A 20,502-nucleotide genomic window follows, 5' to 3' on the forward strand; every position below is an offset into this window, starting at 1 on the left:
GGGATCAAGCCGGATTATTCATTAGTATACAAATGATCGTATACAAACGACGCATAGCTGCCGCCTTGAAAACCGCCACGACGCGCCACGGAAGGGTGAGATGAGCAATTTCAATCAGGAAGCCGTTTTGAGCGTCCACCACTGGACCGACACGCTGTTCTCCTTCAAGACCACCCGCAGCCCGACCTTCCGCTTCCGCAACGGCGAATTCACCATGATCGGGCTCAAGGTCGGCGAGAAGCCGCTGCTGCGGGCCTACAGCGTCGCCAGCGCCAATTACGAGGACACGCTGGAGTTCTTCTCGATCAAGGTCGCGGACGGCCCGCTCACCTCACGGCTCCAGCATCTAAAGGAAGGCGACGAGATCATCGTCAGCCGCAAGGCCACCGGCACGCTGGTGATCGACAATCTGGAGGACGGCCGCAACCTCTACCTCATCGGCACCGGTACGGGTCTTGCGCCGTTCCTGAGCGTGATCAAGGACCCCGAAACCTACGAGCGGTTCGAGAAGGTCGTGCTGCTGCACGGTTGCCGACACGTGAAGGAGCTCGCCTATGGCGAGATGATCACCGAGATGCTGCCCAAGGACGAGCTGATCGGCGAGTACATCCGCAACCAGCTGATCTACTATCCGACCGTGACGCGCGATCCCTTCCGCAATCGCGGGCGCATCACCGATCTCATCACGTCGGGCAAGCTGTTTTCCGACATCGGCCTGCCGGCACTGGAAGCGGCCCACGATCGCGTCATGATCTGCGGCAGCCCGGCGCTGGTGGCGGATACCCGCGTGCTCCTCGGCGAGCGGGGTCTTGTCGAGGGCAATCAAGGCGAGCCGGCCCAATTCGTGGTCGAAAAGGCCTTCGCCGAGCGCTGAGCCCGGAACCCCCGCGCAAGAAGACCGTATTTTCGCCGCCGCGCGCCCGTTGCGGCGTCGATTCGGCACGCGATACACTGTGGGAACGAATCAGCGGAGTTCCCACATGGTTGCGGACAGCGACAGCAATATCGCCTGGCACCGGGTTCAGTTGAAGAAGAACCGCGCCGAGTTGAAGGCGCTCGAAACCGCGCGCTTCACGATGGGCGAGATCGCGTCTTCGAAGCGGAACGGCCAGACCCAGAAGGCGCTCGGGGAACTCAAGCGCAAGATCGTGCAATCCGAGCGCGTGATCGCCGATCACGACAAGCGCACGCGCCGTCCGCTCACCACCGACCTGCGAAGCCTCAGCAACGGCAGCTGGAGCAATTGGGACGCCTACACCAACCAGCAGCAGCGCAAGATCGGCCCGCGTTCGCCGGGGCGGGGGTAGACTCGACTCTCACGCCTGCACCGAAGCCGAAGCGGAGGTTCCGGGTTCCCTTGCGCGGGCGGCGTCGTGCACCGTCTTGGTGAGACCCCGTCAACCGCTTCGGTGATCACATGGCACCGCGCCTCGATTTCACCAGCGAGGCCTTCTTTCGCGATCTGCCCAAGGCGATCGCAACGTTGCGCATGTCCGGTCCTGTGGTCGCGGCGCGATTTCCTCTCGTCGGCGATGTTTGGATCACCACGACCCATGAGGCCACCGCGCAGGTCCTGAAGGACGGCACCGATTTCACGCTGCGCAAGGAGGATGGGGACGTCGCGGGTTTACGCTGGTGGATGCCGAACTACGTCAGAACCATCGCCAACAACATGCTGACAATGGACGAGCCTGACCACACAAGGCTGCGCAGCATTGTTGACGAGGCCTTCCGCCGCCGCGCGATCGTCGCGATGGAGCCGCGCATCCGCGCCATCGCGGACGGGCTCGCCGACGAGCTGTTCCTGGCAGGAAGCCCGGCCGATCTCGTCCAGCGCTATGCGCGCATCCTGCCGCTCGCGGTGATCTCCGAGCTGCTCGGATTGCCGTTGGCCGATCGCCCCCGCTTCATCGCCTGGGCCAATACGATGTCCTCACTTACGAACGTCGCCAGCTTCTTCCGCATGCTGTTCGCGTTCCGCAAGATGCGAGCCTACCTCGAACGGCAGCTGCAGATTGCCCGCGTGCGGGGCGGCGAAGGCCTGATCGCGGAGCTGGTTCAGGTCGAGCGCGAGGGCGGCCAGATCACGCCGGACGAAATGGTGTCGATGGTGTTCCTACTGCTCGCGGCGGGCTCCGAGACCACCACGCATCTCATCAGCGCTTCTGTCTACGAGCTCCTCAGAAATCCCGGCGTCCGCGACTGGCTGGCACAGGACTGGAGCCGCGTCGGGCTTGCGGTGGAGGAATTCCTGCGCTTCGTGTCGCCGGTGCAGTTCTCCAAGCCCCGCTATGTGAGGCGGGATATCGAGCTCGCGGGCGTGCGTCTCAAGAAGGGCGATCGCGTCATGGTGATGCTCGCCGCCGCGAACATGGACCCGGCGATGCATGAGCGCCCCGAGAGCCTCGATCCCGCGCGCAAGCCGAACCGTCACATGTCCTTCGGAACGGGCATCCATTTCTGCCTCGGCCATCAACTCGCGCGCATCGAGGCAGCGTGTGCCCTGGAAGCGTTGTTTGTGCGATGGCCGCGGCTTGGCTTTGCTGTGGACGTGTCTCAGATCCACTGGCGCAAGCGACCGGGCATGCGAGCGATCGCGAACCTCCCTGTCGTGCCCGACGGCCACGCAGCACAGGCGACAGCATCAGCTGGATCGATGTTGGTTCGTTCCCAGCCAGTGGCCTGCTGAGACTTACACCTTGCGGAAAATTTCTCTGCACTCGTCGGTAGGAACGGCATGCCGTTGCTCTAGTTGTTTTTGCGACATCGAAAGCCGCGACGAGTTCCTCCGGTCGATGTCGCAGATCAACAACAGGAGACAGCATCATGACCGGCAAGAAGCCACCTGTTCCCGCCGAGAATCAAAGTCCGAAGGGAACCGGCGACAGCAAGCAAGTGTCCTCGACTGCCCCGCGCGGCCAGCAGCGTGCGCAAAATCCGGACCAGCAAGGGCAGCAGGGCAACATGAAGCAGAACACCACCAACCAAGGCTATCAGCAAGATCGCTGAGGAGCGGACCCTCATGTCGACATCCACCAAGACACCGAACAGCATCCGTCAGGGCGGACCAGGCGCATCGCATGAGAATGCGAAGGCACCGCTCGAAGTGAAGAAGCCCGCGGCGGACGACCCGCAGCGCAACCACAGCCGCGTCTCCGGCGGAGGTGGCGAGCACGATTCACACCACAGGCATGACGAGGCCGGAAAAGGCGGAGGCAGGTGAGGCATGACCAACAAGCAACCCAAACTCTACGCACCGACGGAAAAGGATATGCAAAATAACCCCATGATCGGCGGATCGAAGGGCGCAACGATGGCCGGTATCTCGCCTGAGGACCTCGAGGACGCCTTGGGCGAGAACACGATCGAAGGCGACGTCGAGAACGACGTGAACGCCGCTGGCGGCATCGACAAGGACATCGCACGCAGTGGCACGCACCGAAGAGGCCGATAGCTCCGGAGGACGAGCATGCAAGGCAAGAAGACCCACGAGCAACAGGTTCGCATCCTCGAGCGCAAGCCGGATGTTCCAGACGCGCGAGAGCTTGAGCGCGCCCTCGGCCACAATCCGGAGAATACGGCCGTTCACTGGGCGCGACCTGAGGCGCGACAGAGTGAATTCCCGGTGAGCCGAGGCGGCCTCAACCAGGAAAGCGATCACAACAAGCACAATGATTCCGGCCAAAGCGGACACAAGCCGCCGAAACCGACGCCGGCACAGCAGAAGCATTGAGCTGCACGCGCGATCAAAGCAAGAGGAGAAAAAGATGCCAGGTGGTCGTGGCAGCAAGACGCATTTCAGATCGGGCATGCACGGCAAGGGCGACGGCAGCGGCGCAATGACGGACGTGCCCAAGGAGAAGATCGGCGACAACATGGTGCTGTCAAACCGCGACAAGGCGCAGCACTCGGACATTCGCGGCATGGACGGCAAGGCGATCCAGACCGAACAATATCAGGACCACTCGGCCAACCGGCTCGACGAGGAGCCGGGCACCGACGAGACCTGAGAGCGGCGTTCCTTCCCGCTGAACTCGCGGACCGGCTTTCAGCCGGTCTGCTTTTTTGTCGGCCCGAGATCACGCTCCCAGCCGAACACGGAACGGCCATCGAGATCGGGCGAGGCCGCACGCTCTCCGGCGATATAGGATTCGACGGATGGCCCATGCGCGGTGCGCTCCAGTCGCCGCGCCTGGTCGTCGAGGCGCTTGATGGCTTGCATCTCTTCCTCGCGCCCGAGCTTTGCGTTCTGAATCGCCCCCTTCAGCACGCGAATGGTTTCGTCATAGACCTTGATTGGAACAGGGTAGGGATGCCGGTCCTTGCCGCCGTGAGCAAGCGAGAAGCGCGCGGGATCGTTGAAGCGGTAGGGCGCGCCGTGCACGACTTCGGCGACCATCGCCAGCGAACGAACGGTGCGAGCGCCAACGCCGGGAGTCAGCAGCAGCTCCGGAAAGTCGACCGGGCCGCGCTCGGCCGCAGCAGCGAGTGTGCCGTGCAGGCGGCGCGCAAACACGTCCTTCGGCCGCACGTCGTGATGCCCGGGCATGATCAGGTGCGGCAGCGTCGCCTGTGCGGGCGCGGGCGCAGTTCCGGTGAGCCGCTCGAATTCGGAAAGGATACGATCCGGGCCGAGATCGCTCAGAAGCTCGAGCTGCGCGGTGCGCGAGATCTCGGCGCGATGGTCGGTGAGGTTGACGATCTCGCCTTGCCGCGGCCCGTCGATCGCGCTGTGCGGTGCGTCGACAAAACTCTTCAGCGCCTCGGAATGCCAGTGATAGCGGCGGGCCTGCCGCTTGTCGCCGTTCATGCCTTGCTGCACCACGGTCCATTTGGCGTCGGCGGTGACGAAGAAGCCGTGCAGGTAAAGGTCAAAGCCGTCCTGGACCGCGGCGCTGTCAACCTTCGCCACGAGGCGACTCGCACGCGTGAGCTTTGCGCCGTCGAAGCCGATTCGGTCGCCGAGCTGCATCAGCTCGTCCGGGGTCTTGCGCGAGTGCTGGCCACGCCCGCCGCAGACGTAGATTCCGAGCTCGCCCTGGAGCGGTCCCAGCCCGCGCTTCAGCGCGCCAATCACCGACGTCGTGATGCCGGAGGAGTGCCAATCCATCCCCATGACGGCGCCGAACGACTGGAACCAGAACGGGTGCGAGAGCCGCTGGAGGAATGCATCGCGTCCGTAGTGATGCACGATCGCCTGTGTGACGATCGCGCCGAGCGACGACATGCGGGTCGCCAGCCAGGGTGGAACCCGGCCGGTGTGAAGGGGAAGATCGGCGCTGCCGGTCCGTCGAGTCATGATTGACCACAAATAGCGCAGTTCGGCGATGATTGCACCAGAGGGATGCTGCATTGCACCGAGCGGGGGAGCGAACGACGCTGCAACGCGTTGAACGCAAGCGCGGATGCAATGCGGGGACATTAATGGATTGGCAGACCCTTTTGGCCGACATCGACAGGATGTTCGGGTGGATCCCGTCGTGGTTCGTCGGCCTCACTCTAGTCTTGGGCGCGATCCTGATCGCCCTGTCGATCTATCGCCTCTCGGTTTGGCTGTTCAACCGCGCCTTCGGAACCCGCCTCCCGCTCGTGAGCGTGTTCATCGCCCGCACCGCGGGCCCAACTCAGCTGGCCCTCAGTCTTGCCGCCGTAGCGTTGGTGCTGCCGCTCGCGCCGCTGGACGACGCCTTCCGCACGCCGCTGACGCGCCTGTTCGTCGTCGCCTTCATTGCGCTGATCGGCTGGATCTCGATCCGGATCGTGGATATGAGCGCGGCACGGTATCTCCAGAACTTTCGCGACGTCACCGAGAATTTTGTCGCGCGCAAGCACGTCACCCAGGTCCGCGTCTTCAAGCGCGTCACCGATATCATCATCGTCATCATCACGGTGTCGACCGCGCTGATGACATTCGACTCGGTCAGGCAATACGGCGTCAGCCTGTTCGCCTCCGCCGGTGCCGCCGGTATCATCGTTGGTCTTGCCGCCCGGCCGCTGCTGAGCAATCTGATCGCGGGCATGCAGATCGCAATCACCCAGCCGATCCGCATCGAGGATGCCGTCATCATCGAGAACGAGTGGGGCTGGGTCGAGGACATCGCCGCGACCTATGTGGTGATCCGGCTGTGGGACTGGCGCCGCATGGTGGTGCCGCTGTCTTATTTCATCGAAAAGCCATTCCAGAACTGGACCCGCGACACTGCGTCCCTGATCGGCGTGATTGCGTTTCATGTCGATTATCGTGCCGACGTGCCGCGGATCCGGCGCTGGCTGGAAGAAGCAGTGAAGGAGTCCAAGCTCTGGGACGGCGAGGTGGTCAATCTCCAGGTCGTTGACGCGGATGCTCGCACCATCGAGCTCCGCGCCCTCGTCAGCGCCAGGAACGCGCCGCAGTCCTGGGACCTGCGCTGCGAGATGAGGGAGAAGCTCATCGCCTTCATCCGGGACGAGATGCCGGAAGCGCTGCCGCGCGAGCGCGCGATCCTGATCCCGTCGGGAGGAGGCGACGATGACGCCGATTTCGTGCGGCGTCCCGCGCCGCCGGAGAAGATGCGGGCGAGCGCACGCAATTGACCTACTTGCGCCGTCGGCCTTCGTGGCGCCGCGCAAGCCTGCCTGGCGCTGGATCGTGTCCAGCGCGCTGGTCCTCATGCGAAGCACCTCACTGCGCGCGGATGTCGGCGGCCTTCAGCACCGGCTCCCATTTGGTCGCCTCGGCATGCATGTAGGCGCCGAAATCCCTCGACGATGAGCCGACCGGGGCCGCGCCGATCTTGCCGAGCGTCGACAGTACGTTTGGGTCCTGCAGCGCCGCCTTCAGATCGCTTTCGAGCTTCGTGACGATCTCCGGCGGCATTTTTGCGGGACCAAGAACGCCCCACCAGACGGAGACGTCGTAACCCGGCACGCCCGACTCGGCGACAGTCGGAACATTGGGCAGCGCCTTGGAGCGTTCGGCCGAGGTCACCGCGAGCGCGCGCACCGCGCCGCCTTCGATCTGGCTGATGGCTTCCGCAAGTGGATTGATGCTGAGCGGAATGTCGCCGGCGATCACGGCGGTCAGCGCGGGGGCGCCGCCCTTGTAGGGGATCGCGACGATCTTGGTGCCGGACATGTATTTCAACAGCTCACCCGCGAGGTGCGCCGAGGTGCCGTTGCCGGACATGCCGTAGGAGAGCTTATCCGGCTCCTTTTTCGCCGCGATGAGGAGATCACTGAGCGTCTTATAGGGGCTGTCCTTGGCCACGACGATCGCGAGCGGGGAGGAGGCGACTTCGCTGATCGCGGTGAAATCCTTGAACGTGTCATAGGGCACCCTCGGATAGATGAACTGGTTGAGTGGATGGCCGCTCGCGACGAGGATCAGCGTGTAGCCGTCGGGCGCGGCCTGCGTCAGCGCTTGGGACGCGACGATTCCGCCGGCGCCGGGACGATTGTCGATCACCGGCTGCTGGCCCCAAGTCCCGGCCAGCGCCTGAGCCAAGGTGCGCGCGAGCACGTCGACGGCGCCGCCGGCCGCATAAGGCACCAGGATGTGGACCGGCTTGCTCGGATATTTGTCGGCCTGTGCGGCGGTCCCCGCGAGCAGCAGACCGGCGCCCACCATCAGACCGCTGATGGTCTTGTTGAAACCCAGCATTTCCCAGCACTCCTTTGCACCCAGCGGCGGTCTCTCGGCCTTTCCGGGTGTCATCCATGGTTTTTGTTGACGAGACCTGATCTTTTGTACGATAGTACAAATCACATGATCCGCAACCCCGCCAGCAAGGAAACGGCCCGCAAGCCGAACATGCGCGAGGCGATCCTCGCCGCGGCCGAGGAGCTGTTCGCCACCAACGGCTTCAACGCCGTGTCGGTGCGCGATATCGCACAGGCCGCCGGCGCCAATCCCGGCAGCGTCACCTATCATTTCAAGACCAAGGACGGCCTGCTGCTGGAGATCTACCGGCGCCATTGCGGGCCAATGAATTTGCGCCGTTCCGAGCTGCTCGCGGCCGCCAAGCGCGTGCGCGATCTCCAGGACCGGCTCGAAGCGGTGGTGCGGGCCTATGTCGTGCCGGCCTTCACCTCGGGCAGTGATCTTGCCGGGGGCGGGGCGCGGTTCACGCGGCTGCGCGCGGTGATGTCCGCGGAGGGCAATGAAGTCGCGCGAAAGATCATCGCACAGACTTTTGACGACACCAGCCACGCCTTCATCGATGCTGTTCACGAAAGCCTGCCGCACGTTCCGCGCACCGATATCGTCTGGCGCAGCCACTTCCTGCTTGGCGCACTCTATTATTCGCTGGTGACGCCGGATCGCGTCTCGCGCCTGTCGCGCGGCGAGGCCGACGGCAGCGATGCCGCAAGTGCCATCGAGCAATTGGTGCAAGCCACCGTGGCCGCGTTCCAGGCGCCGGCGCTGGATCAGGCGCCAGCACGGCGACGGCCGGTCGTCAGCAGCAAGACTTGAAGACACGATCTGGTTCGGCGGTTTATCTGATGGCAATGATGTACACGCCGACCATTCCGCCGCCCGATCCGGACACGCGCACGCCGAAGTTCAGACTGCCGAACCTGTCTTGCGATGCGCATTGCCACATCTTCGGGCCCGGCGCGAAATACCCTTACGCGCCGGAGCGTTCCTACACGCCGCCGGATGCGCCGCTCGAGGATTTCCGCGCGCTGCATGCCAAGCTCGGCGTTGGACGTGCCGTCATCGTCAATGCGAGTGTGCATGGCACCGACAACACGGTGGTGCTTGACGCCATCGCGCAGAGCAACGGGGCCTATCGCGCGGTTGCCAATATCGACGACACCATCACCGAGCGCGAGCTTCGCGTGCTGCATGAGGGCGGCTTCCGCGGCTGCCGCTTCAATTTCGTCCGCCATCTCGGCGGGGTCCCGGACAAGCAGGTGTTCGACCGCATCGTCGCGCTGGTCGCACCGCTCGGCTGGCATATTGATCTGCATTTCGATGCGATCGACCTGCCTGAACATGCCGACACGCTGATAAGGCTGCCGCTGAGCTACACCATCGACCATATGGGACGGGTGAAGGCGTCCGAAGGGCTCGACCAGCTGCCGTTCAAGATCCTGGTCGAGCTGATGCAGCGCGACGAGAAATGCTGGGTCAAGATCTGCGGCTCGGAGCGGGTGTCATCGGCCGGTCCGCCGTTCACCGACGCCGTGCCGTTCGCGCGAAAAATTGTCGAGACGGCGCCCGACCGCGTCATCTGGGGCACCGATTGGCCGCATCCCAATGTCAAGGCGATGCCGAACGACGGCGATCTCGTCGACCTAATCCCGCTGTTCGCGCCGGAGCCGGAGTATCAGCAGAAGATCCTCGTCGATAATCCAGCGCGGCTGTTCGAGTTCGGCCAATGACGGCGCTCGCGATCGACAAGCCGCGCGGCCGCGCCTGGTGGAAGGAGCTCTGGATCCAGGTGCTGATCGCCATGGCGGCCGGAATCGCGCTTGGGATCGTCAATCCCGAGGGGGGCGCCAGGATGCAGCCGCTTGGCGACGCCTTCATCAAGGCGATCCGGATGCTGATCGCGCCGATCATCTTCTGCACGGTCGTCCATGGCATCGCGCATATGGCCGATATGGCCCGTGTCGGGCGCGTCGCCGTCAAGGCGATCGTCTATTTCGAGATCATGACCACGATCGCGCTGATCATCGGTCTCATTGCGGTGAACTTGCTCAAGCCCGGCGTCGGCATGAACATCGATCCCGCCAGTCTCAATGCCAGCGCGATCGAGCCCTATGTCAAGCAGACGGGCGTGATCGGCTTTGTGCCGTTCCTGATGAACATCGTGCCCGCGACGTTCATCGGCGCCTTTGCCGAGGGCAACATCCTCCAGGTGCTCTTCATCGCCATACTGTGCGGATTTGCGCTGGTGCAGCTCGGCGAGCGCGCCGCGCCGCTGGTCCATCTCATCGACATCGCCGCCAAGATGGTATTCACCATCGTCGGATTCGTGATGTGGGCTGCGCCGATCGGCGCCTTCGGCGCCATCGCCTTCACGGTCGGCAAGTTCGGCGTCGGCTCGCTGGCCTCGCTGGGCAAGCTCCTCGGCGGCTTTTATCTCACCTGCGTGATCTTCATCATCGTGGCGCTCGGCCCGGTCGCGCGTCTGTGTGGCTTCTCGCTGCTCAAGCTGATCCGCTACATCTGGGAAGAGCTCTTGATCTGCATCGCCACGACATCGTCCGAGACGGTGCTGCCGCGGATGCTAACCAAGCTGGAGCAGGCCGGCTGCGAGCGCAGCGTCGTTGGGCTGGTGATCCCGACCGGCTATTCCTTCAATCTCGACGGCACCTGCCTCTACCTTGCCGCCGCCTCGGTGTTCCTGGCACAGGCGACCAACACGCCGTTTGGGCTCGCCGAGCAGATCGAGCTGCTTCTGATCCTGCTCGTGACCTCCAAGGGCGCGGCGGGAATCGCGGGCGCCGCCTTCGTCGTGCTGGCGGCAACGTTGTCCGCCACCGGCAGCATTCCGGTGACGAGCGTGGCGCTCGTGCTCGGCATCCACCGCCTGATGTCGCAGGGGCTGACGCCAACCAATCTGATCGGGAACGCGGTCGCGACGATCGCGATTGCCAAATGGGAAGGCGCACTCGATGCCGACCGCCTGAGGCGCGTGCTCGACGGCGAGGAATCCGCTGTCGCGACTCGATGAACCGATGACGTTGACGAACGATAGAGGGGAGTTTGTCCCATGAAAACAGGTCTCGTGATCACGGCCCATCCGGGCGATTTCGTCTGGCGCGCCGGCGGCGCCATCGCGCTGCATGCGAAGAAGGGCTACCGCATGAAGATCGTCTGCTTGTCTTTCGGCGAGCGCGGCGAGAGCCAGTTCGCCTGGAAGGAGAAGGGTGCGACGCTGGAATCGGTCAAGGCCGGCCGCAAGGACGAGGCGGAGCGGGCGGCCAAGCTGCTCGGCGCCGAGATCGAGTTCTTCGATTGCGGCGACTATCCGCTGAAGCTCGCCGAGGCCCATTTCGACCGCATGGTCGACATCTACCGCGAGCTCAATCCGCGCTTCGTGCTGACGCACGCGCTGGAGGATCCCTATAATTTCGACCATCCGAACGCGGCGCATTTCGCGCAGGAAACCCGCGTGGTCGCGCAGGCGATGGGCCACAAGCCCGGCGCGCAGTACAAATATTCGGCCCCGCCGGTGTTTTTGTTCGAGCCGCACCAGCCGGAGCAATGCAACTACAAGCCGGACCTGCTCCTCAAGATCGACGAGGTCTGGAAGGAGAAGTACGAGGCGTTCCAGATCCTCGCCGCGCAGAAGCACCTGTGGGGATATTACGAGCGCGTCGCGCTCAACCGCGGCATCCAGGGCAGCCGCAACACCGGCGTGTCCATGACCTATGGCGAGGCCTATCAGCGGCTGTTTCCGACGGTTGCGGAGGAGCTGGCATGAAGCCGGTCGTCGTTCGCAACATCAAGCGTGCCGATCCCGCTGGGATGGCGGAGTACGGCGTCTCGACCGTGCACGAGGCCTATGATCGGCTCGGACTGATGAAGCCGTATCTGCGGCCGGTCTGGGCCGGCGCGGCGATCGCCGGCCCCGCCGTCACCGTGCTGGCGCAGCCCGGCGACAACTGGATGATTCATGTCGCGGTCGAGCAGTGCACGAAGGGCGACATCCTCGTCGTGGGCTGCACCACCGACAACACCGACGGCATGTTCGGCGAGCTGCTCGCAACCTCGCTGCAGGCGCGCGGCGTGCAGGGATTGATCATCGATGCCGGCTGCCGCGACATCAGGGCACTGCACGAGATGAACTTTCCGGTGTGGTCGCGCGCGGTCTCGGCCAAGGGCACGGTGAAGGCGACGCTCGGCTCGGTCAATGTCCCCGTGGTCTGCGCCGGCGTCAACGTCGATCCCGGCGACATCATCGTGGCCGATGACGACGGCGTCGTGGCGGTGCCGAAGCGCTACGCGGCCGAGGTCGCCGAGAAGGCGAGGAAGCGCAACGCGGACGAAGGCGGCAAACGCAAGCGGCTGGCTTCGGGCGAGCTGGGCCTCGACATGTACAGCATGCGCGAGGCCTTGGCGAAGGCCGGGCTCGTCTATGTCGACAATCCCGAGGACGTCTAAAACAATCAGCGGAGTGGGCCGATGGATCGTCTCAAGCTGAAGGCCGTGCTCGGCAGTCACCCCCATGTCCAGGCGGTGAAGAGCGGCGAGCTCCGCTCCAACCGCTTCGACCTCGACTTCATCGAATACACGCCGACCAACACTGCGTTCAAACCGATGGTGCGCGAGCAAGCGTTCGACGTCTGCGAGATGGCGATCGTCACCTATCTGATGGCAAAGGCGCAAGGCAAGCCCTTGGTGCTGCTGCCTGCCACAATGCTCGGCCGCTTCCAGCATTCCTACGCGCTCTATAGTCCTGCGCAGGGAACCCTCGGGCCGTCCGATCTCGAAGGCAAGCGCGTCGGCATCCGTTCGTTCACGACTACGACCGGCGCCTGGATCAGGGGCATCCTCGCCAACGACTACGGCGTCAACCTCGACAAGATCCGCTGGGTCACGTTCGAAGACCCGCATGTCGCCGAATATGTCGACACCACCGAGCGCGCGCCGAAGCACAAGAAGATACTTCAGATGCTGCTCGACGGCGAGCTCGACGTCGTCCTTGGTGAGGCCTCGAACGATCCCAAGCTGAGGCCGCTGTTCCCCGATCCGGCCGCGGAAGCCGCCATATGGTACGCGCGCCGCGGCGTCGTGCCGGTCAACCATCTCGTGGTCGTGACCGAGCAGCTAGCGAAATCGCGTCCTGACGTAGTTTCGGGCATTTATGATCTCCTCAAGCAAAATAAGGCGCAGGCGGGGCCTGCGGCAACGCCGGACCTGGTTCCGTTCGGAATCGAAGCGAACAGAAGGTCGCTGGAGTTGATCGTCGACTACGCGTTCCAGCAGGCGCTGATCCCGCGCCGCTATGCGGTTGAGGACCTGTTCGACGCAACAACGCGAGGACTGAACTGATGGCGGGCGATCCCAAGCGATGGCAGGTCGGGCTGGTCGGTTATGGCGAGGTCGGCAGGATTCTGGCCGAGGATTTGCGCCAGCAGGACATCAAGGTCACAGCCTTTGACATCAAGCTCGCGGGCGAGCAGGGTGGTTCGCTGCACGAGCATGCTGAAAAATTCGGTGTGGGGCGCGCAGCCTCGCACGCCGAGCTGACCGCCAAGTCCGATTTCATCATCTCCGCGGTCACCGCGAGCCAGGCCGTGCCGGTGGCAAAGGCCTGCGCGGCCGCGATCAATCAGGGCACCTGGTTCCTGGATTTCAATTCGGCGTCTCCCGCCGCCAAGCAGCGCGCTGCCGCGCTGATTGATGGCGCCGCCGGACGTTATGTCGAGGGCGCGGTTATGACGTCGGTGCCGCCTTATCGCATCAAGGTGCCGCTGCTGCTCGGCGGTCCCGGGGCCAGGGAGCTGGAGCCGCTTTTGAACGCGATGGGTTTTGCGGCCAGGGTTGCGAGCGACAAGCTCGGTGTTTCATCGGCGGTGAAGATGTGTCGCAGCATCATGATCAAGGGGCTGGAGGCCATGGTCATCGAAAGCTTCACCACCGCGCGCGCCCATGGCGTCGAGGATGCGGTGCTGGCTTCACTGGCGGAAACCTTTCCCACGATCGATTGGGAGAAGCAGGGTGCTTATTGCTTCCAGCGTGTGATCGAGCATGGCCGCCGCCGCGCCGAGGAAGTACGCGAGGTCGCCGAGACCGTGCGTGAAGCCGGGCTGACGCCGTGGTCCGCGCAGGGCACCGCCGAGCGGCAGGCCTGGGTGGCGGACCTCGCCGACGAGGGCCTGTTCGGAACGAAGGGTACCAAGGAGTTCGCCCGCAACGCTGACTGGCGCACCGAGGCGGACCGAATCCTGGCGAAGATCAATCGCGAGAAATAGGGCGGCTCTTGCTCAGGATTTTACGGTGCAACAGCCCGTGAGCTCGTCGCGGACGTGTTCGATCAACGCCATCAGGTCTTCGGACTTCCGGGCCAGCCGATCGTTCGCGACTTGGGTCCGGTATTCCGCGCGGATCACCCGAATGCACTTGTCGGCGGTGTCGAGCGTCAGGAGCATGCGCGTCAAGTCATCTTGGGTCCGGATGCTCGCCAGATCGAGGTTTGACAGGACATGCCCGATGCCGTCGAGCCGTATTATAGCGGCATCGCCGGGCGTTCTCGCTCGAATGGCGCGATGGTCGATGCTGCTGAATGCGCTGAACATGTCGATGCTTCCCCGTTGAATGCAGACTTCAGTGCAGGTTCTGCTTTGAACGGCACCGCGGGACTGGCAATACGCTCAGCTATCGGCAATCAGCGCGGATCGACTATCCGGTATTCTACCGGATTCGGAATATGAGAGCGATCGACGGTAACATCTAACGGAAATAACGCGGCAATTCGCCCCGCTTCAATGCAGATATGCGTCCAGAGCGGCTCAGGAGCCGGGGCGGAACACAGTGGGCCGTTGCCGCGCAAAAGTCTGCCGGCCGCTCTTGAAGCCCATTACGACATCCGGCAGCTCGGCGACGGCGAAGCGGCTGTCTTGCGTATCGAGCACGATGAGATCGGCGGGGTTTCCGACCTTGATGCCGTAATCCCCAAGGTTCATCAGCCGCGCCGGCAGCTCGGTCACGAGATCAAGGCAGGTATCGAAGTCGTTCACCGAGGCATGCGCGACGTTGGCGTAGAAATTCGCCATTCGCAGCAGTGAGGCATCGCCGAACGGCGTGAAGGGATTGAGCACGTTGTTGGTCGCGATCGAGCACAGCACGCCGTCGGCGGCGAGCTTGTGGGCGAGCGTCAGCCCGCGTGGCGCGTTGTGGGTCGCTTCCCGCCCCATCAGGTACAGATCGGTTGCCGGCAGCACGGTGACGGCAACGCCAGCCTTGGCCAGCTGCGCGGTGGCGGCCCTCAGCCGCTCCGGTGGCAGTGCGGAGAGTTTCGTGGCGTGGCCGATTGCCACGCGCCCCCCATAGTTGCGCCGCTCGGTCTGCCGGCAGACCTCGTCGAGGTGCCACCAGGAGGGATCGAGATCGAAATCGAGATGGAGATCGACGTCCAGGTCGAACGCCTCGGCGAGGTCGAAGATGCGTGCGAGATGGGCGTTCGGGTCGGTGTCCGTGTAGGGGCAGCCGCCGATCACCTCCCCACCATCGCGCAGCGCCTGGATCAGAAGCTCCTCGCTGCCGGGATCGTTGGTGAGGCCTTCCTGCGGAAAGACACAGAGCGACAGGTCGATCGCCCAGGCATAGTCACGCTTCAGCGCCTTCACCGCCTCGAAGCCGCGCAATCCGATGCGGGGATCGATCTCGACGTGGGTTCGCATGCGCGTGGTGCCGTGGACGATGGCACGTTCGAGTACCCGGGCGCCGCGCGCGTAGACGTCCTCGACCGAGAAACCCTTCTTCATCTCGGAGAGGGCGCGGATCGCTTCGGAGACGCTGCCGTGATCATGCCCGCAGCGGCCGAGCAGGCAGGCCTTGTCGAGATGGATGTGGCTGTCGACGAAGCCGGGCAGGGCGAGGCGTCCGCCGACATCGACTTCGGCGGCCTCGCAAGCGAGCGTCGGTTCGATGGCGGTGATCCGGCCGCGCGTGACGCCGATGTCCATCGGGTCGGCGGCACCACGCAGCAAGGCGTTGCGAAAGATGAGGTCAAAGGCGGATTGGGCGGTCATGGCTCTTGCGGAAGGAATTTAGTGCATTCGGCCGCGTTTGGCGGCTCCAGATTGTCGGCAGTGTAGCGACGGAAATGTTCAAAATATATGCACGTATTCCCCGAGAGCGGCGCTAGTATTCGCAAGCCCTGGAGAATGAGCCATGTCCGCTGCCGCAAAAGCCGAAGCCGGCCCGTCGTCCGACGCCGAGATCGTGGAAGCCTATCTCACGGCGTCGATGATCCCCGATCCGGACGCCGCGGCTGCCTATATGGCGCCGGGCACGGTGATCACCTTTACCGGTGGGCGCGAGTTCGATCATCCGCGCGGCCCGACCGCTTTCAACGCCAAGCGCTACCGCTGGGTCAAGAAGAAGATGGACCGTTTCGACGTCTGCCCCGGCGACGGCGAGACCGTGGTCTATAGCGTCGGCACGCTCTACGGCGAATGGATGGATGGGTCCGCGTTCGAGGGCAACCGCTATGTCGACCGCTTCGTGGTGCGGAATGGCCAGATCACCAAGATGGACGTCTGGAACGACAGCGCCGAGCGGATCCTGGTCCAGCGCGGCATCGACGCGTAAGCGCCATCCTGGCGCTTGAGCGCCCCGACTCCAGGGGGACAAAAGGCCGGTCCACCCTATCGCAAGCCGCGATAGCTGATAGGTGCAAGCTCGTCTGGCGGCTGCCGCGCGCCTGCGCTATCAACGGCGCGATTGCTGCGCCCGGCATGGGGGCGCAAGCCTCCTCAAGGAGTTCCCGATGCGTTTACCCACCGTTGTCCTGGCCCTCACATGCCTTGCAACTGCCGCCTCCGCCGAAGACCTGTCGGGTACGCTTCAGAAGGTCAAAGAGACCAAGAAAATCACGCTGGGCTACCAGGAGGCCTCGGTCCCGTTCAGTTATCTCGACGGCAACCAGAAGCCGGTCGGCTTTGCCATGGATATCTGCCTCAGGATCGTGGATGCCGTGAAGAAGCAGCTCGGTATACCCGACATCGCCGTCGACACCCTCGCCGTGACATCGTCGAACCGGATTCCGCTGATGGTCAACGGGACGCTCGACCTGCATTGCTCGGCGACCACCAACAATGCCGATCGCCAGAAGCAGGTCGCCTTCACCAACACGCACTTCCTCAGCGCCACGCGATCTGCGGCCAAGAAAGCCGCAAAGATCAACACCATCGACGATCTCAAGGGCAAAGCGGTGACGGCGGTGGCCGGCTCGGTCAACCTGACGCAGCTCGCCAAGGTTAACACCGAGCGCAATCTCGGCATCAATGTGATGCCGGCCAAGGACCAGGCCGAAGCTTTCCTGCTGCTGGAAACCGATCGCGCCCAAGCCTACGCGCTCGACGACGTGCAGCTCGCGGTCGCGATCGCGCGCTCGAAAGAACCACAGCTCTTCATGATTAGCGAGGAGACCTTCTCGAAGCCGGAGCCTTACGGGATCATGCTACGGCGGGAGGACGCGCCGTTCAAGGCGCTCGCCGACCGCGCGACTGCAGAGCTGTACGCGAGCCCGGAGATCGAGGCCCTCTACAAGAAGTGGCTGGAATCGCCGACGCCGCCGAACGGCCTCAATTACAACGTCCCGATGTCGGGCGCCTTGCGCAACGCCTTCAAGAAGCCGAGCTCAAGCTTCGATCCCGATGTGTACGTGGTGAATTGAGTGAGGGCGCCACGGCGCTGTTGTAATCGGGCTGCGTGTCATCCTGCCCTCGCTCCTTGCGGGAGAGGGCAGCTCCGCTGGTTGATGCAGCTCACTGGGGTGAGGGGTTTGTCTCCGCGGAAGCAGACCCCTCATCCGGCGCTTCGCGCCACCTTCTGCCGCAAGGGGAGAAGGAAAGAGAGCGAGCCGCACGGGCGGAATGCTTGCGACGCTAGGCGTTCGAATATTTCTTCAGCTCGAACCGCGCGATCTGGTTCCTGTGGACTTCGTCCGGGCCGTCGGCGAGACGCAGCAAACGCGCGGTCGCATAGGCCTGGGTCAATCCAAAGTCGTTCGACGTGCCGCCGCCGCCATGGGCCTGGATCGCCCAGTCGATGATCTGGCAGGCCATGTTGGGCACGGCGACCTTGATCATCGCGATCTCCGCTGTCGCCACCTTGTTGCCGACGGTGTCCATCGCGTATGCGGCGTTGAGCGTCAGCAGCCGGGCCTGCTCGATCATGATGCGGGCCTCTGCGATGCGCTCCTGCGTCACCGTCTGCTCGGAAACCGGCTTGCCAAAGGCGACGCGGCTGCGCACCCTCCGGCACATCTTCTCCAGCGTGCGTTCGGAAAGCCCGATCAGCCGCATGCAATGGTGGATGCGGCCGGGGCCGAGGCGGCCCTGCGCGATCTCGAAACCGCGGCCTTCGCCCAGCAGCATGTTCTCCGTGGGGACACGCACGTTGGTGAAGACGACCTCGGAGGCACGGTCGGGCACGCCGTAGAAGCCGAACACGGGCAGGGCACGCTTGACCTCGACGCCCGCTGTGTCCATCGGCACCAGGATCATGGATTGCTGCTTGTGGCGGTCCGCATTGTCGGGATCGGTCTTGCCCATGAAGATGCAGATCTTGCAGCGCGGGTCGGTCGCGTTGGTGGTATACCATTTGCGGCCGTTGATGACGTAATGGTCGCCCTCGCGAACGATCGAGCTTTCGATGTTGGTCGCATCGGATGAGGCGACGGCAGGCTCGGTCATGGCGAAGCAGGAGCGGATTTCGCCTGCGAGCAGCGGCTTCAGCCAGCGCTCCTTGTCCTCCTTCGTGCCATAGCGCTCCAGCACCTCCATGTTGCCCGTGTCGGGCGCCGAACAGTTGAAGACTTCGGGTGCGAGATGCGAGCGGCCCATGACCTCGCAGAGCGGGGCATATTCGAGATTGGTCAGGCCGGCACCGTGGCCGGAGTCCGGCAGGAACAGATTCCAGAGGCCTTCGGCGCGCGCCAGCGGCTTCAGCTCCTCGACGACCGGATAGACTTTCCAGGGACCCAGCTCCTCCGCCTCGCGATAAAAGCGCTCCTCATTAGGATAGATGTGCCGATCCATGAAACTGTCGAGCTTGCGCTTGAGCTCGACGACTTTGGGGGACATCGGGTAGAGCATCTTTGGCCTCCTCGATCGATGGGCGGGGCGATGCGCGGTCGGCTCAAGCGACGCGATACTCTCTGAATTTCTCGCGCAGGGCCGATTTGAGCACCTTGCCGGTGCCGGTCATCGGGAATTCGTCCAGAAATTCGACGGCGTCAGGCATCCACCAGCTCGCGATTTTCGGACGCATGTGGTCGAGCAACGTCTTGCCGTCGACGGTCGCGCCCTTTTTGCGGACGACGAGGAGCAGCGGCCGCTCCTGCCATTTCTCATGGTTGATCGCGACCACGGCGGCTTGCAGCACATCGGGGTGAGACAAGGCCACGTCCTCGAGTTGGATCGAGGAGATCCATTCGCCGCCGGACTTGATCACGTCCTTGGAGCGGTCGGTCAGCGTGACGTGGCCCTGGGGGTCGATTACGGCCATGTCGCCGGTGATCAGCCAGCCGTCGCGGTCGAGGCCTTCGTCGAGTTTCATGTAGCCGGACGCAACCCACGGTCCCCGCGCGCGCAGATGGCCGACGCTCTTGCCGTCACGCGGCAGCTCGTTGCCGCCGTCGTCGACGATGCGCAAGGCGGTGCCGAAACAGGCGCGGCCGGACACCTGGCGGCGCTCGAACTTCTCCTTGTCGTCGAGATGCTCGGAGCCTGGCCGCAAGCCCGGCATCGAGCAGCCCAAGGCTTCAGTCATGCCCCAGGCCTGGACGTAGTCGATGTCATATTCGCGCTTGAGCTTCTCGACCATAGCGCGCGGCGGCGCCGAGCCCGACGACAATGTTGCACGAAGTGTCGAGAACCTGTTGCCGGTGCGCCCGAGCCAGTCGAGCAGGATCAGCCAGAAGCTCGGTACGCCCGCCGACAGCGTCACCTTCTCGCCTTCGAGCAGTTCATAAAGCTTGTCGGGCTCGTAATTGCGACCGGGCAGCACCAGCTTCGAGCCGGTATAGGGCGCGGTGAACGGCATGTTCCAGCCGTTACCGTGGAACAGCGGCGCCATCGGCATCATCACCTCGCGCACGCCTTCCAGGTGCCCGGGCAGGAAGTCGAAATTGCAGGAGACCATGGTCTGCAGGATCGCGGCGCGGTGCGAATAGATCACGCCCTTCGGATTGCCCGTCGTGCCGGAGGTGTAGCAGATGGTGGACGCCGATTTTTCGTCGAACTCCGGCCAGGCGAAGCCGGCGTCGTTCTCGTTCTCCAGCAGCTCCTCGTAGCAATGCACGTTGGCAAGCTTGGTCTGCGGCATCCGCTCGCGCGAGCACATCACGACATAGGCTTCGATCGATGTGAGCTGCGGCGCGATCGCCTCCACGATCGGCAGCGTGGCACGGTCGATGAACAGCAGCCGGTCCTCGGCATGATTGACGATGTAGACGAGTTGTTCGGGAAACAGCCGCGGGTTGATGGTGTGCAGCACATATCCCATGCCCGGCGCGGCGTAGAACATCTCGAAATGCCGGTGCGTATTCCAGGCCAGCGTGCCGACGCGGTCACCGGACATCATGCCGAGCCTCTTGAGCGCCAACGCCATGCGCTTGATGCGCGGATGTGCGTCGGCATAGGTATAGCGATGGATGTCGCCTTCGATCTCGCGAGCGACGACCTCAGCCTCGCCGTGATAGTCGGCGGCATACTGGATCAGGCCGCTGATCAGGAGCGGCATATCCATCATCAATCCCTGCATCGTCTCCTCCGGACCGCCATGTCGCTGCATGACGTACGCTTGTGATGTGCGCTTGAGGTTAGCGGAACGCC

24 protein-coding genes are annotated in these 20,502 nt (G+C 63.8%); 18 read left to right on the forward strand and 6 right to left on the reverse strand.

The features are described 5' to 3' along the window. Positions 1-100 precede the first annotated feature (100 nt). The 8 genes from IVB19_RS14740 (at position 101) to IVB19_RS14775 (ending at position 4,010) form a co-directional block, all read left to right on the forward strand. Positions 101-874 carry a ferredoxin--NADP reductase gene (locus tag IVB19_RS14740; RefSeq protein WP_247821552.1) on the forward strand — a complete coding sequence of 258 codons (774 nt, stop codon included), beginning with the start codon at positions 101-103 and terminating at the stop codon, positions 872-874. Between the two features lie 106 nt (positions 875-980). After that, complete coding sequence (locus IVB19_RS14745; RefSeq protein WP_018459310.1) at positions 981-1,307, forward strand: hypothetical protein; 327 nt, start codon at positions 981-983, stop codon at positions 1,305-1,307. Positions 1,308-1,417: 110 nt separating this feature from the next. Beyond that, positions 1,418-2,689, forward strand: coding sequence for a cytochrome P450 (locus tag IVB19_RS14750; protein WP_247406507.1), 1,272 nt, complete (start codon positions 1,418-1,420; stop codon positions 2,687-2,689). Between the two features lie 137 nt (positions 2,690-2,826). Next, the gene (locus tag IVB19_RS14755) at positions 2,827-3,009 is read left to right on the forward strand and encodes a hypothetical protein (RefSeq protein ID WP_247406504.1); all 183 of its coding nucleotides are present in this window, start codon (positions 2,827-2,829) and stop codon (positions 3,007-3,009) included. Positions 3,010-3,022: 13 nt separating this feature from the next. Beyond that, the gene (locus IVB19_RS14760; protein WP_204510917.1) at positions 3,023-3,223 is read left to right on the forward strand and encodes a hypothetical protein; all 201 of its coding nucleotides are present in this window, start codon (positions 3,023-3,025) and stop codon (positions 3,221-3,223) included. 3 nt (positions 3,224-3,226) lie between these two features. After that, the gene (locus IVB19_RS14765; protein WP_018459306.1) at positions 3,227-3,454 is read left to right on the forward strand and encodes a hypothetical protein; all 228 of its coding nucleotides are present in this window, start codon (positions 3,227-3,229) and stop codon (positions 3,452-3,454) included. Positions 3,455-3,469: 15 nt separating this feature from the next. After that, the gene (locus IVB19_RS14770) at positions 3,470-3,733 is read left to right on the forward strand and encodes a hypothetical protein (RefSeq protein WP_247821553.1); all 264 of its coding nucleotides are present in this window, start codon (positions 3,470-3,472) and stop codon (positions 3,731-3,733) included. A gap of 34 nt (positions 3,734-3,767) precedes the next feature. After that, positions 3,768-4,010, forward strand: coding sequence for a hypothetical protein (locus IVB19_RS14775; protein ID WP_026233777.1), 243 nt, complete (start codon positions 3,768-3,770; stop codon positions 4,008-4,010). A gap of 38 nt (positions 4,011-4,048) precedes the next feature. On the opposite strand, the gene IVB19_RS14780 is transcribed toward IVB19_RS14775, so the two are convergent. Continuing rightward, positions 4,049-5,299 carry a DUF763 domain-containing protein gene (locus IVB19_RS14780; protein ID WP_247406501.1) on the reverse strand — a complete coding sequence of 417 codons (1,251 nt, stop codon included), beginning with the start codon at positions 5,297-5,299 and terminating at the stop codon, positions 4,049-4,051. Between the two features lie 125 nt (positions 5,300-5,424). On the opposite strand from IVB19_RS14780, the gene IVB19_RS14785 reads away from it, so the two are divergent. Beyond that, the gene (locus tag IVB19_RS14785; RefSeq protein ID WP_018459302.1) at positions 5,425-6,573 is read left to right on the forward strand and encodes a mechanosensitive ion channel family protein; all 1,149 of its coding nucleotides are present in this window, start codon (positions 5,425-5,427) and stop codon (positions 6,571-6,573) included. An 88-nt stretch (positions 6,574-6,661) separates the two neighbouring features. Here the strand turns inward: IVB19_RS14785 and IVB19_RS14790 are convergent, their stop codons facing one another. Continuing rightward, positions 6,662-7,639 (reverse strand): tripartite tricarboxylate transporter substrate binding protein, encoded by a 978-nt coding sequence (locus tag IVB19_RS14790; RefSeq protein WP_085353040.1) that lies wholly within the window; start codon positions 7,637-7,639, stop codon positions 6,662-6,664. A gap of 105 nt (positions 7,640-7,744) precedes the next feature. On the opposite strand from IVB19_RS14790, the gene IVB19_RS14795 reads away from it, so the two are divergent. The 7 genes from IVB19_RS14795 to IVB19_RS14825 are packed head-to-tail and all read left to right on the forward strand — an operon-like array spanning position 7,745 to position 13,911. Beyond that, complete coding sequence (locus IVB19_RS14795) at positions 7,745-8,452, forward strand: TetR/AcrR family transcriptional regulator (protein WP_085385611.1); 708 nt, start codon at positions 7,745-7,747, stop codon at positions 8,450-8,452. 29 nt (positions 8,453-8,481) lie between these two features. After that, positions 8,482-9,366: an amidohydrolase family protein gene (locus IVB19_RS14800; protein WP_247821685.1), complete on the forward strand. Its 885-nt coding sequence runs from the start codon at positions 8,482-8,484 to the stop codon at positions 9,364-9,366. After that, positions 9,363-10,664, forward strand: coding sequence for a C4-dicarboxylate transporter DctA (locus IVB19_RS14805; RefSeq protein WP_085395880.1), 1,302 nt, complete (start codon positions 9,363-9,365; stop codon positions 10,662-10,664). The genes IVB19_RS14800 and IVB19_RS14805 overlap by 4 nt, the downstream gene beginning before the upstream one ends. 39 nt (positions 10,665-10,703) lie before the next feature. After that, the gene (locus tag IVB19_RS14810; RefSeq protein WP_018459297.1) at positions 10,704-11,417 is read left to right on the forward strand and encodes a PIG-L deacetylase family protein; all 714 of its coding nucleotides are present in this window, start codon (positions 10,704-10,706) and stop codon (positions 11,415-11,417) included. Next, complete coding sequence (locus tag IVB19_RS14815; RefSeq protein ID WP_085352765.1) at positions 11,414-12,097, forward strand: 4-carboxy-4-hydroxy-2-oxoadipate aldolase/oxaloacetate decarboxylase; 684 nt, start codon at positions 11,414-11,416, stop codon at positions 12,095-12,097. Before IVB19_RS14810 ends, IVB19_RS14815 begins: the two co-directional genes overlap by 4 nt. A 21-nt stretch (positions 12,098-12,118) precedes the next feature. Beyond that, entirely contained in the window at positions 12,119-12,988 is an 870-nt protein-coding gene (locus IVB19_RS14820; RefSeq protein ID WP_018459295.1) for an ABC transporter substrate-binding protein, read from the forward strand. Next, positions 12,988-13,911: an NAD(P)-dependent oxidoreductase gene (locus IVB19_RS14825; RefSeq protein WP_018459294.1), complete on the forward strand. Its 924-nt coding sequence runs from the start codon at positions 12,988-12,990 to the stop codon at positions 13,909-13,911. Before IVB19_RS14820 ends, IVB19_RS14825 begins: the two co-directional genes overlap by 1 nt. A 12-nt stretch (positions 13,912-13,923) precedes the next feature. Here the strand turns inward: IVB19_RS14825 and IVB19_RS14830 are convergent, their stop codons facing one another. Both IVB19_RS14830 and IVB19_RS14835 read right to left on the reverse strand, forming a co-directional pair. Then, positions 13,924-14,235 (reverse strand): hypothetical protein, encoded by a 312-nt coding sequence (locus tag IVB19_RS14830; RefSeq protein ID WP_018459293.1) that lies wholly within the window; start codon positions 14,233-14,235, stop codon positions 13,924-13,926. A gap of 213 nt (positions 14,236-14,448) precedes the next feature. After that, positions 14,449-15,690 (reverse strand): amidohydrolase family protein, encoded by a 1,242-nt coding sequence (locus IVB19_RS14835; RefSeq protein WP_018459292.1) that lies wholly within the window; start codon positions 15,688-15,690, stop codon positions 14,449-14,451. Between the two features lie 142 nt (positions 15,691-15,832). Here IVB19_RS14835 and IVB19_RS14840 point away from each other — a divergent pair, with 142 nt between their 5' ends. Next, positions 15,833-16,252, forward strand: coding sequence for a nuclear transport factor 2 family protein (locus IVB19_RS14840; protein WP_018459291.1), 420 nt, complete (start codon positions 15,833-15,835; stop codon positions 16,250-16,252). Positions 16,253-16,430: 178 nt separating this feature from the next. Further along, the gene (locus tag IVB19_RS14845; protein ID WP_018459290.1) at positions 16,431-17,339 is read left to right on the forward strand and encodes an amino acid ABC transporter substrate-binding protein; all 909 of its coding nucleotides are present in this window, start codon (positions 16,431-16,433) and stop codon (positions 17,337-17,339) included. A 211-nt stretch (positions 17,340-17,550) separates the two neighbouring features. Here the strand turns inward: IVB19_RS14845 and IVB19_RS14850 are convergent, their stop codons facing one another. Together IVB19_RS14850 and IVB19_RS14855 are read right to left on the reverse strand one after the other, a co-directional pair. Next, positions 17,551-18,762, reverse strand: a complete 1,212-nt coding sequence (locus tag IVB19_RS14850) for an acyl-CoA dehydrogenase family protein (RefSeq protein WP_247821554.1) — start codon at positions 18,760-18,762, stop codon at positions 17,551-17,553. A gap of 43 nt (positions 18,763-18,805) precedes the next feature. Continuing rightward, positions 18,806-20,431, reverse strand: a complete 1,626-nt coding sequence (locus IVB19_RS14855; RefSeq protein ID WP_026233773.1) for a long-chain fatty acid--CoA ligase — start codon at positions 20,429-20,431, stop codon at positions 18,806-18,808. Between the last annotated feature and the right edge of the window lie 71 nt (positions 20,432-20,502).

Origin of the sequence: Bradyrhizobium sp. 187 (assembly GCF_023101005.1) — a bacterium.
GTDB classification, from domain to species: Bacteria; Pseudomonadota; Alphaproteobacteria; order Rhizobiales; family Xanthobacteraceae; genus Bradyrhizobium; species Bradyrhizobium canariense_D.

Bases quoted from the DNA above. Each gene is read 5' to 3' on its own strand.
- IVB19_RS14765 (WP_018459306.1), top strand. From the start codon at position 3,227: ATGACCAACAAGCAACCCAAACTCTACGCACCGACGGAAAAGGATATG.
- IVB19_RS14825 (WP_018459294.1), top strand. From the start codon at position 12,988: ATGGCGGGCGATCCCAAGCGATGGCAGGTCGGGCTGGTCGGTTATGGC.
- IVB19_RS14820 (WP_018459295.1), top strand. From the start codon at position 12,119: ATGGATCGTCTCAAGCTGAAGGCCGTGCTCGGCAGTCACCCCCATGTC.
- IVB19_RS14775 (WP_026233777.1), top strand. From the start codon at position 3,768: ATGCCAGGTGGTCGTGGCAGCAAGACGCATTTCAGATCGGGCATGCAC.
- IVB19_RS14760 (WP_204510917.1), top strand. From the start codon at position 3,023: ATGTCGACATCCACCAAGACACCGAACAGCATCCGTCAGGGCGGACCA.
- IVB19_RS14750 (WP_247406507.1), top strand. From the start codon at position 1,418: ATGGCACCGCGCCTCGATTTCACCAGCGAGGCCTTCTTTCGCGATCTG.
- IVB19_RS14845 (WP_018459290.1), top strand. From the start codon at position 16,431: ATGCGTTTACCCACCGTTGTCCTGGCCCTCACATGCCTTGCAACTGCC.
- IVB19_RS14810 (WP_018459297.1), top strand. From the start codon at position 10,704: ATGAAAACAGGTCTCGTGATCACGGCCCATCCGGGCGATTTCGTCTGG.
- IVB19_RS14850 (WP_247821554.1), bottom strand. From the start codon at position 18,762: ATGCTCTACCCGATGTCCCCCAAAGTCGTCGAGCTCAAGCGCAAGCTC.
- IVB19_RS14835 (WP_018459292.1), bottom strand. From the start codon at position 15,690: ATGACCGCCCAATCCGCCTTTGACCTCATCTTTCGCAACGCCTTGCTG.
- IVB19_RS14800 (WP_247821685.1), top strand. From the start codon at position 8,482: ATGGCAATGATGTACACGCCGACCATTCCGCCGCCCGATCCGGACACG.
- IVB19_RS14815 (WP_085352765.1), top strand. From the start codon at position 11,414: ATGAAGCCGGTCGTCGTTCGCAACATCAAGCGTGCCGATCCCGCTGGG.
- IVB19_RS14785 (WP_018459302.1), top strand. From the start codon at position 5,425: ATGGATTGGCAGACCCTTTTGGCCGACATCGACAGGATGTTCGGGTGG.
- IVB19_RS14790 (WP_085353040.1), bottom strand. From the start codon at position 7,639: ATGCTGGGTTTCAACAAGACCATCAGCGGTCTGATGGTGGGCGCCGGT.
- IVB19_RS14740 (WP_247821552.1), top strand. From the start codon at position 101: ATGAGCAATTTCAATCAGGAAGCCGTTTTGAGCGTCCACCACTGGACC.
- IVB19_RS14745 (WP_018459310.1), top strand. From the start codon at position 981: ATGGTTGCGGACAGCGACAGCAATATCGCCTGGCACCGGGTTCAGTTG.
- IVB19_RS14780 (WP_247406501.1), bottom strand. From the start codon at position 5,299: ATGACTCGACGGACCGGCAGCGCCGATCTTCCCCTTCACACCGGCCGG.
- IVB19_RS14840 (WP_018459291.1), top strand. From the start codon at position 15,833: ATGTCCGCTGCCGCAAAAGCCGAAGCCGGCCCGTCGTCCGACGCCGAG.
- IVB19_RS14830 (WP_018459293.1), bottom strand. From the start codon at position 14,235: ATGTTCAGCGCATTCAGCAGCATCGACCATCGCGCCATTCGAGCGAGA.
- IVB19_RS14855 (WP_026233773.1), bottom strand. From the start codon at position 20,431: ATGCAGGGATTGATGATGGATATGCCGCTCCTGATCAGCGGCCTGATC.
- IVB19_RS14795 (WP_085385611.1), top strand. From the start codon at position 7,745: ATGATCCGCAACCCCGCCAGCAAGGAAACGGCCCGCAAGCCGAACATG.
- IVB19_RS14805 (WP_085395880.1), top strand. From the start codon at position 9,363: ATGACGGCGCTCGCGATCGACAAGCCGCGCGGCCGCGCCTGGTGGAAG.
- IVB19_RS14770 (WP_247821553.1), top strand. From the start codon at position 3,470: ATGCAAGGCAAGAAGACCCACGAGCAACAGGTTCGCATCCTCGAGCGC.
- IVB19_RS14755 (WP_247406504.1), top strand. From the start codon at position 2,827: ATGACCGGCAAGAAGCCACCTGTTCCCGCCGAGAATCAAAGTCCGAAG.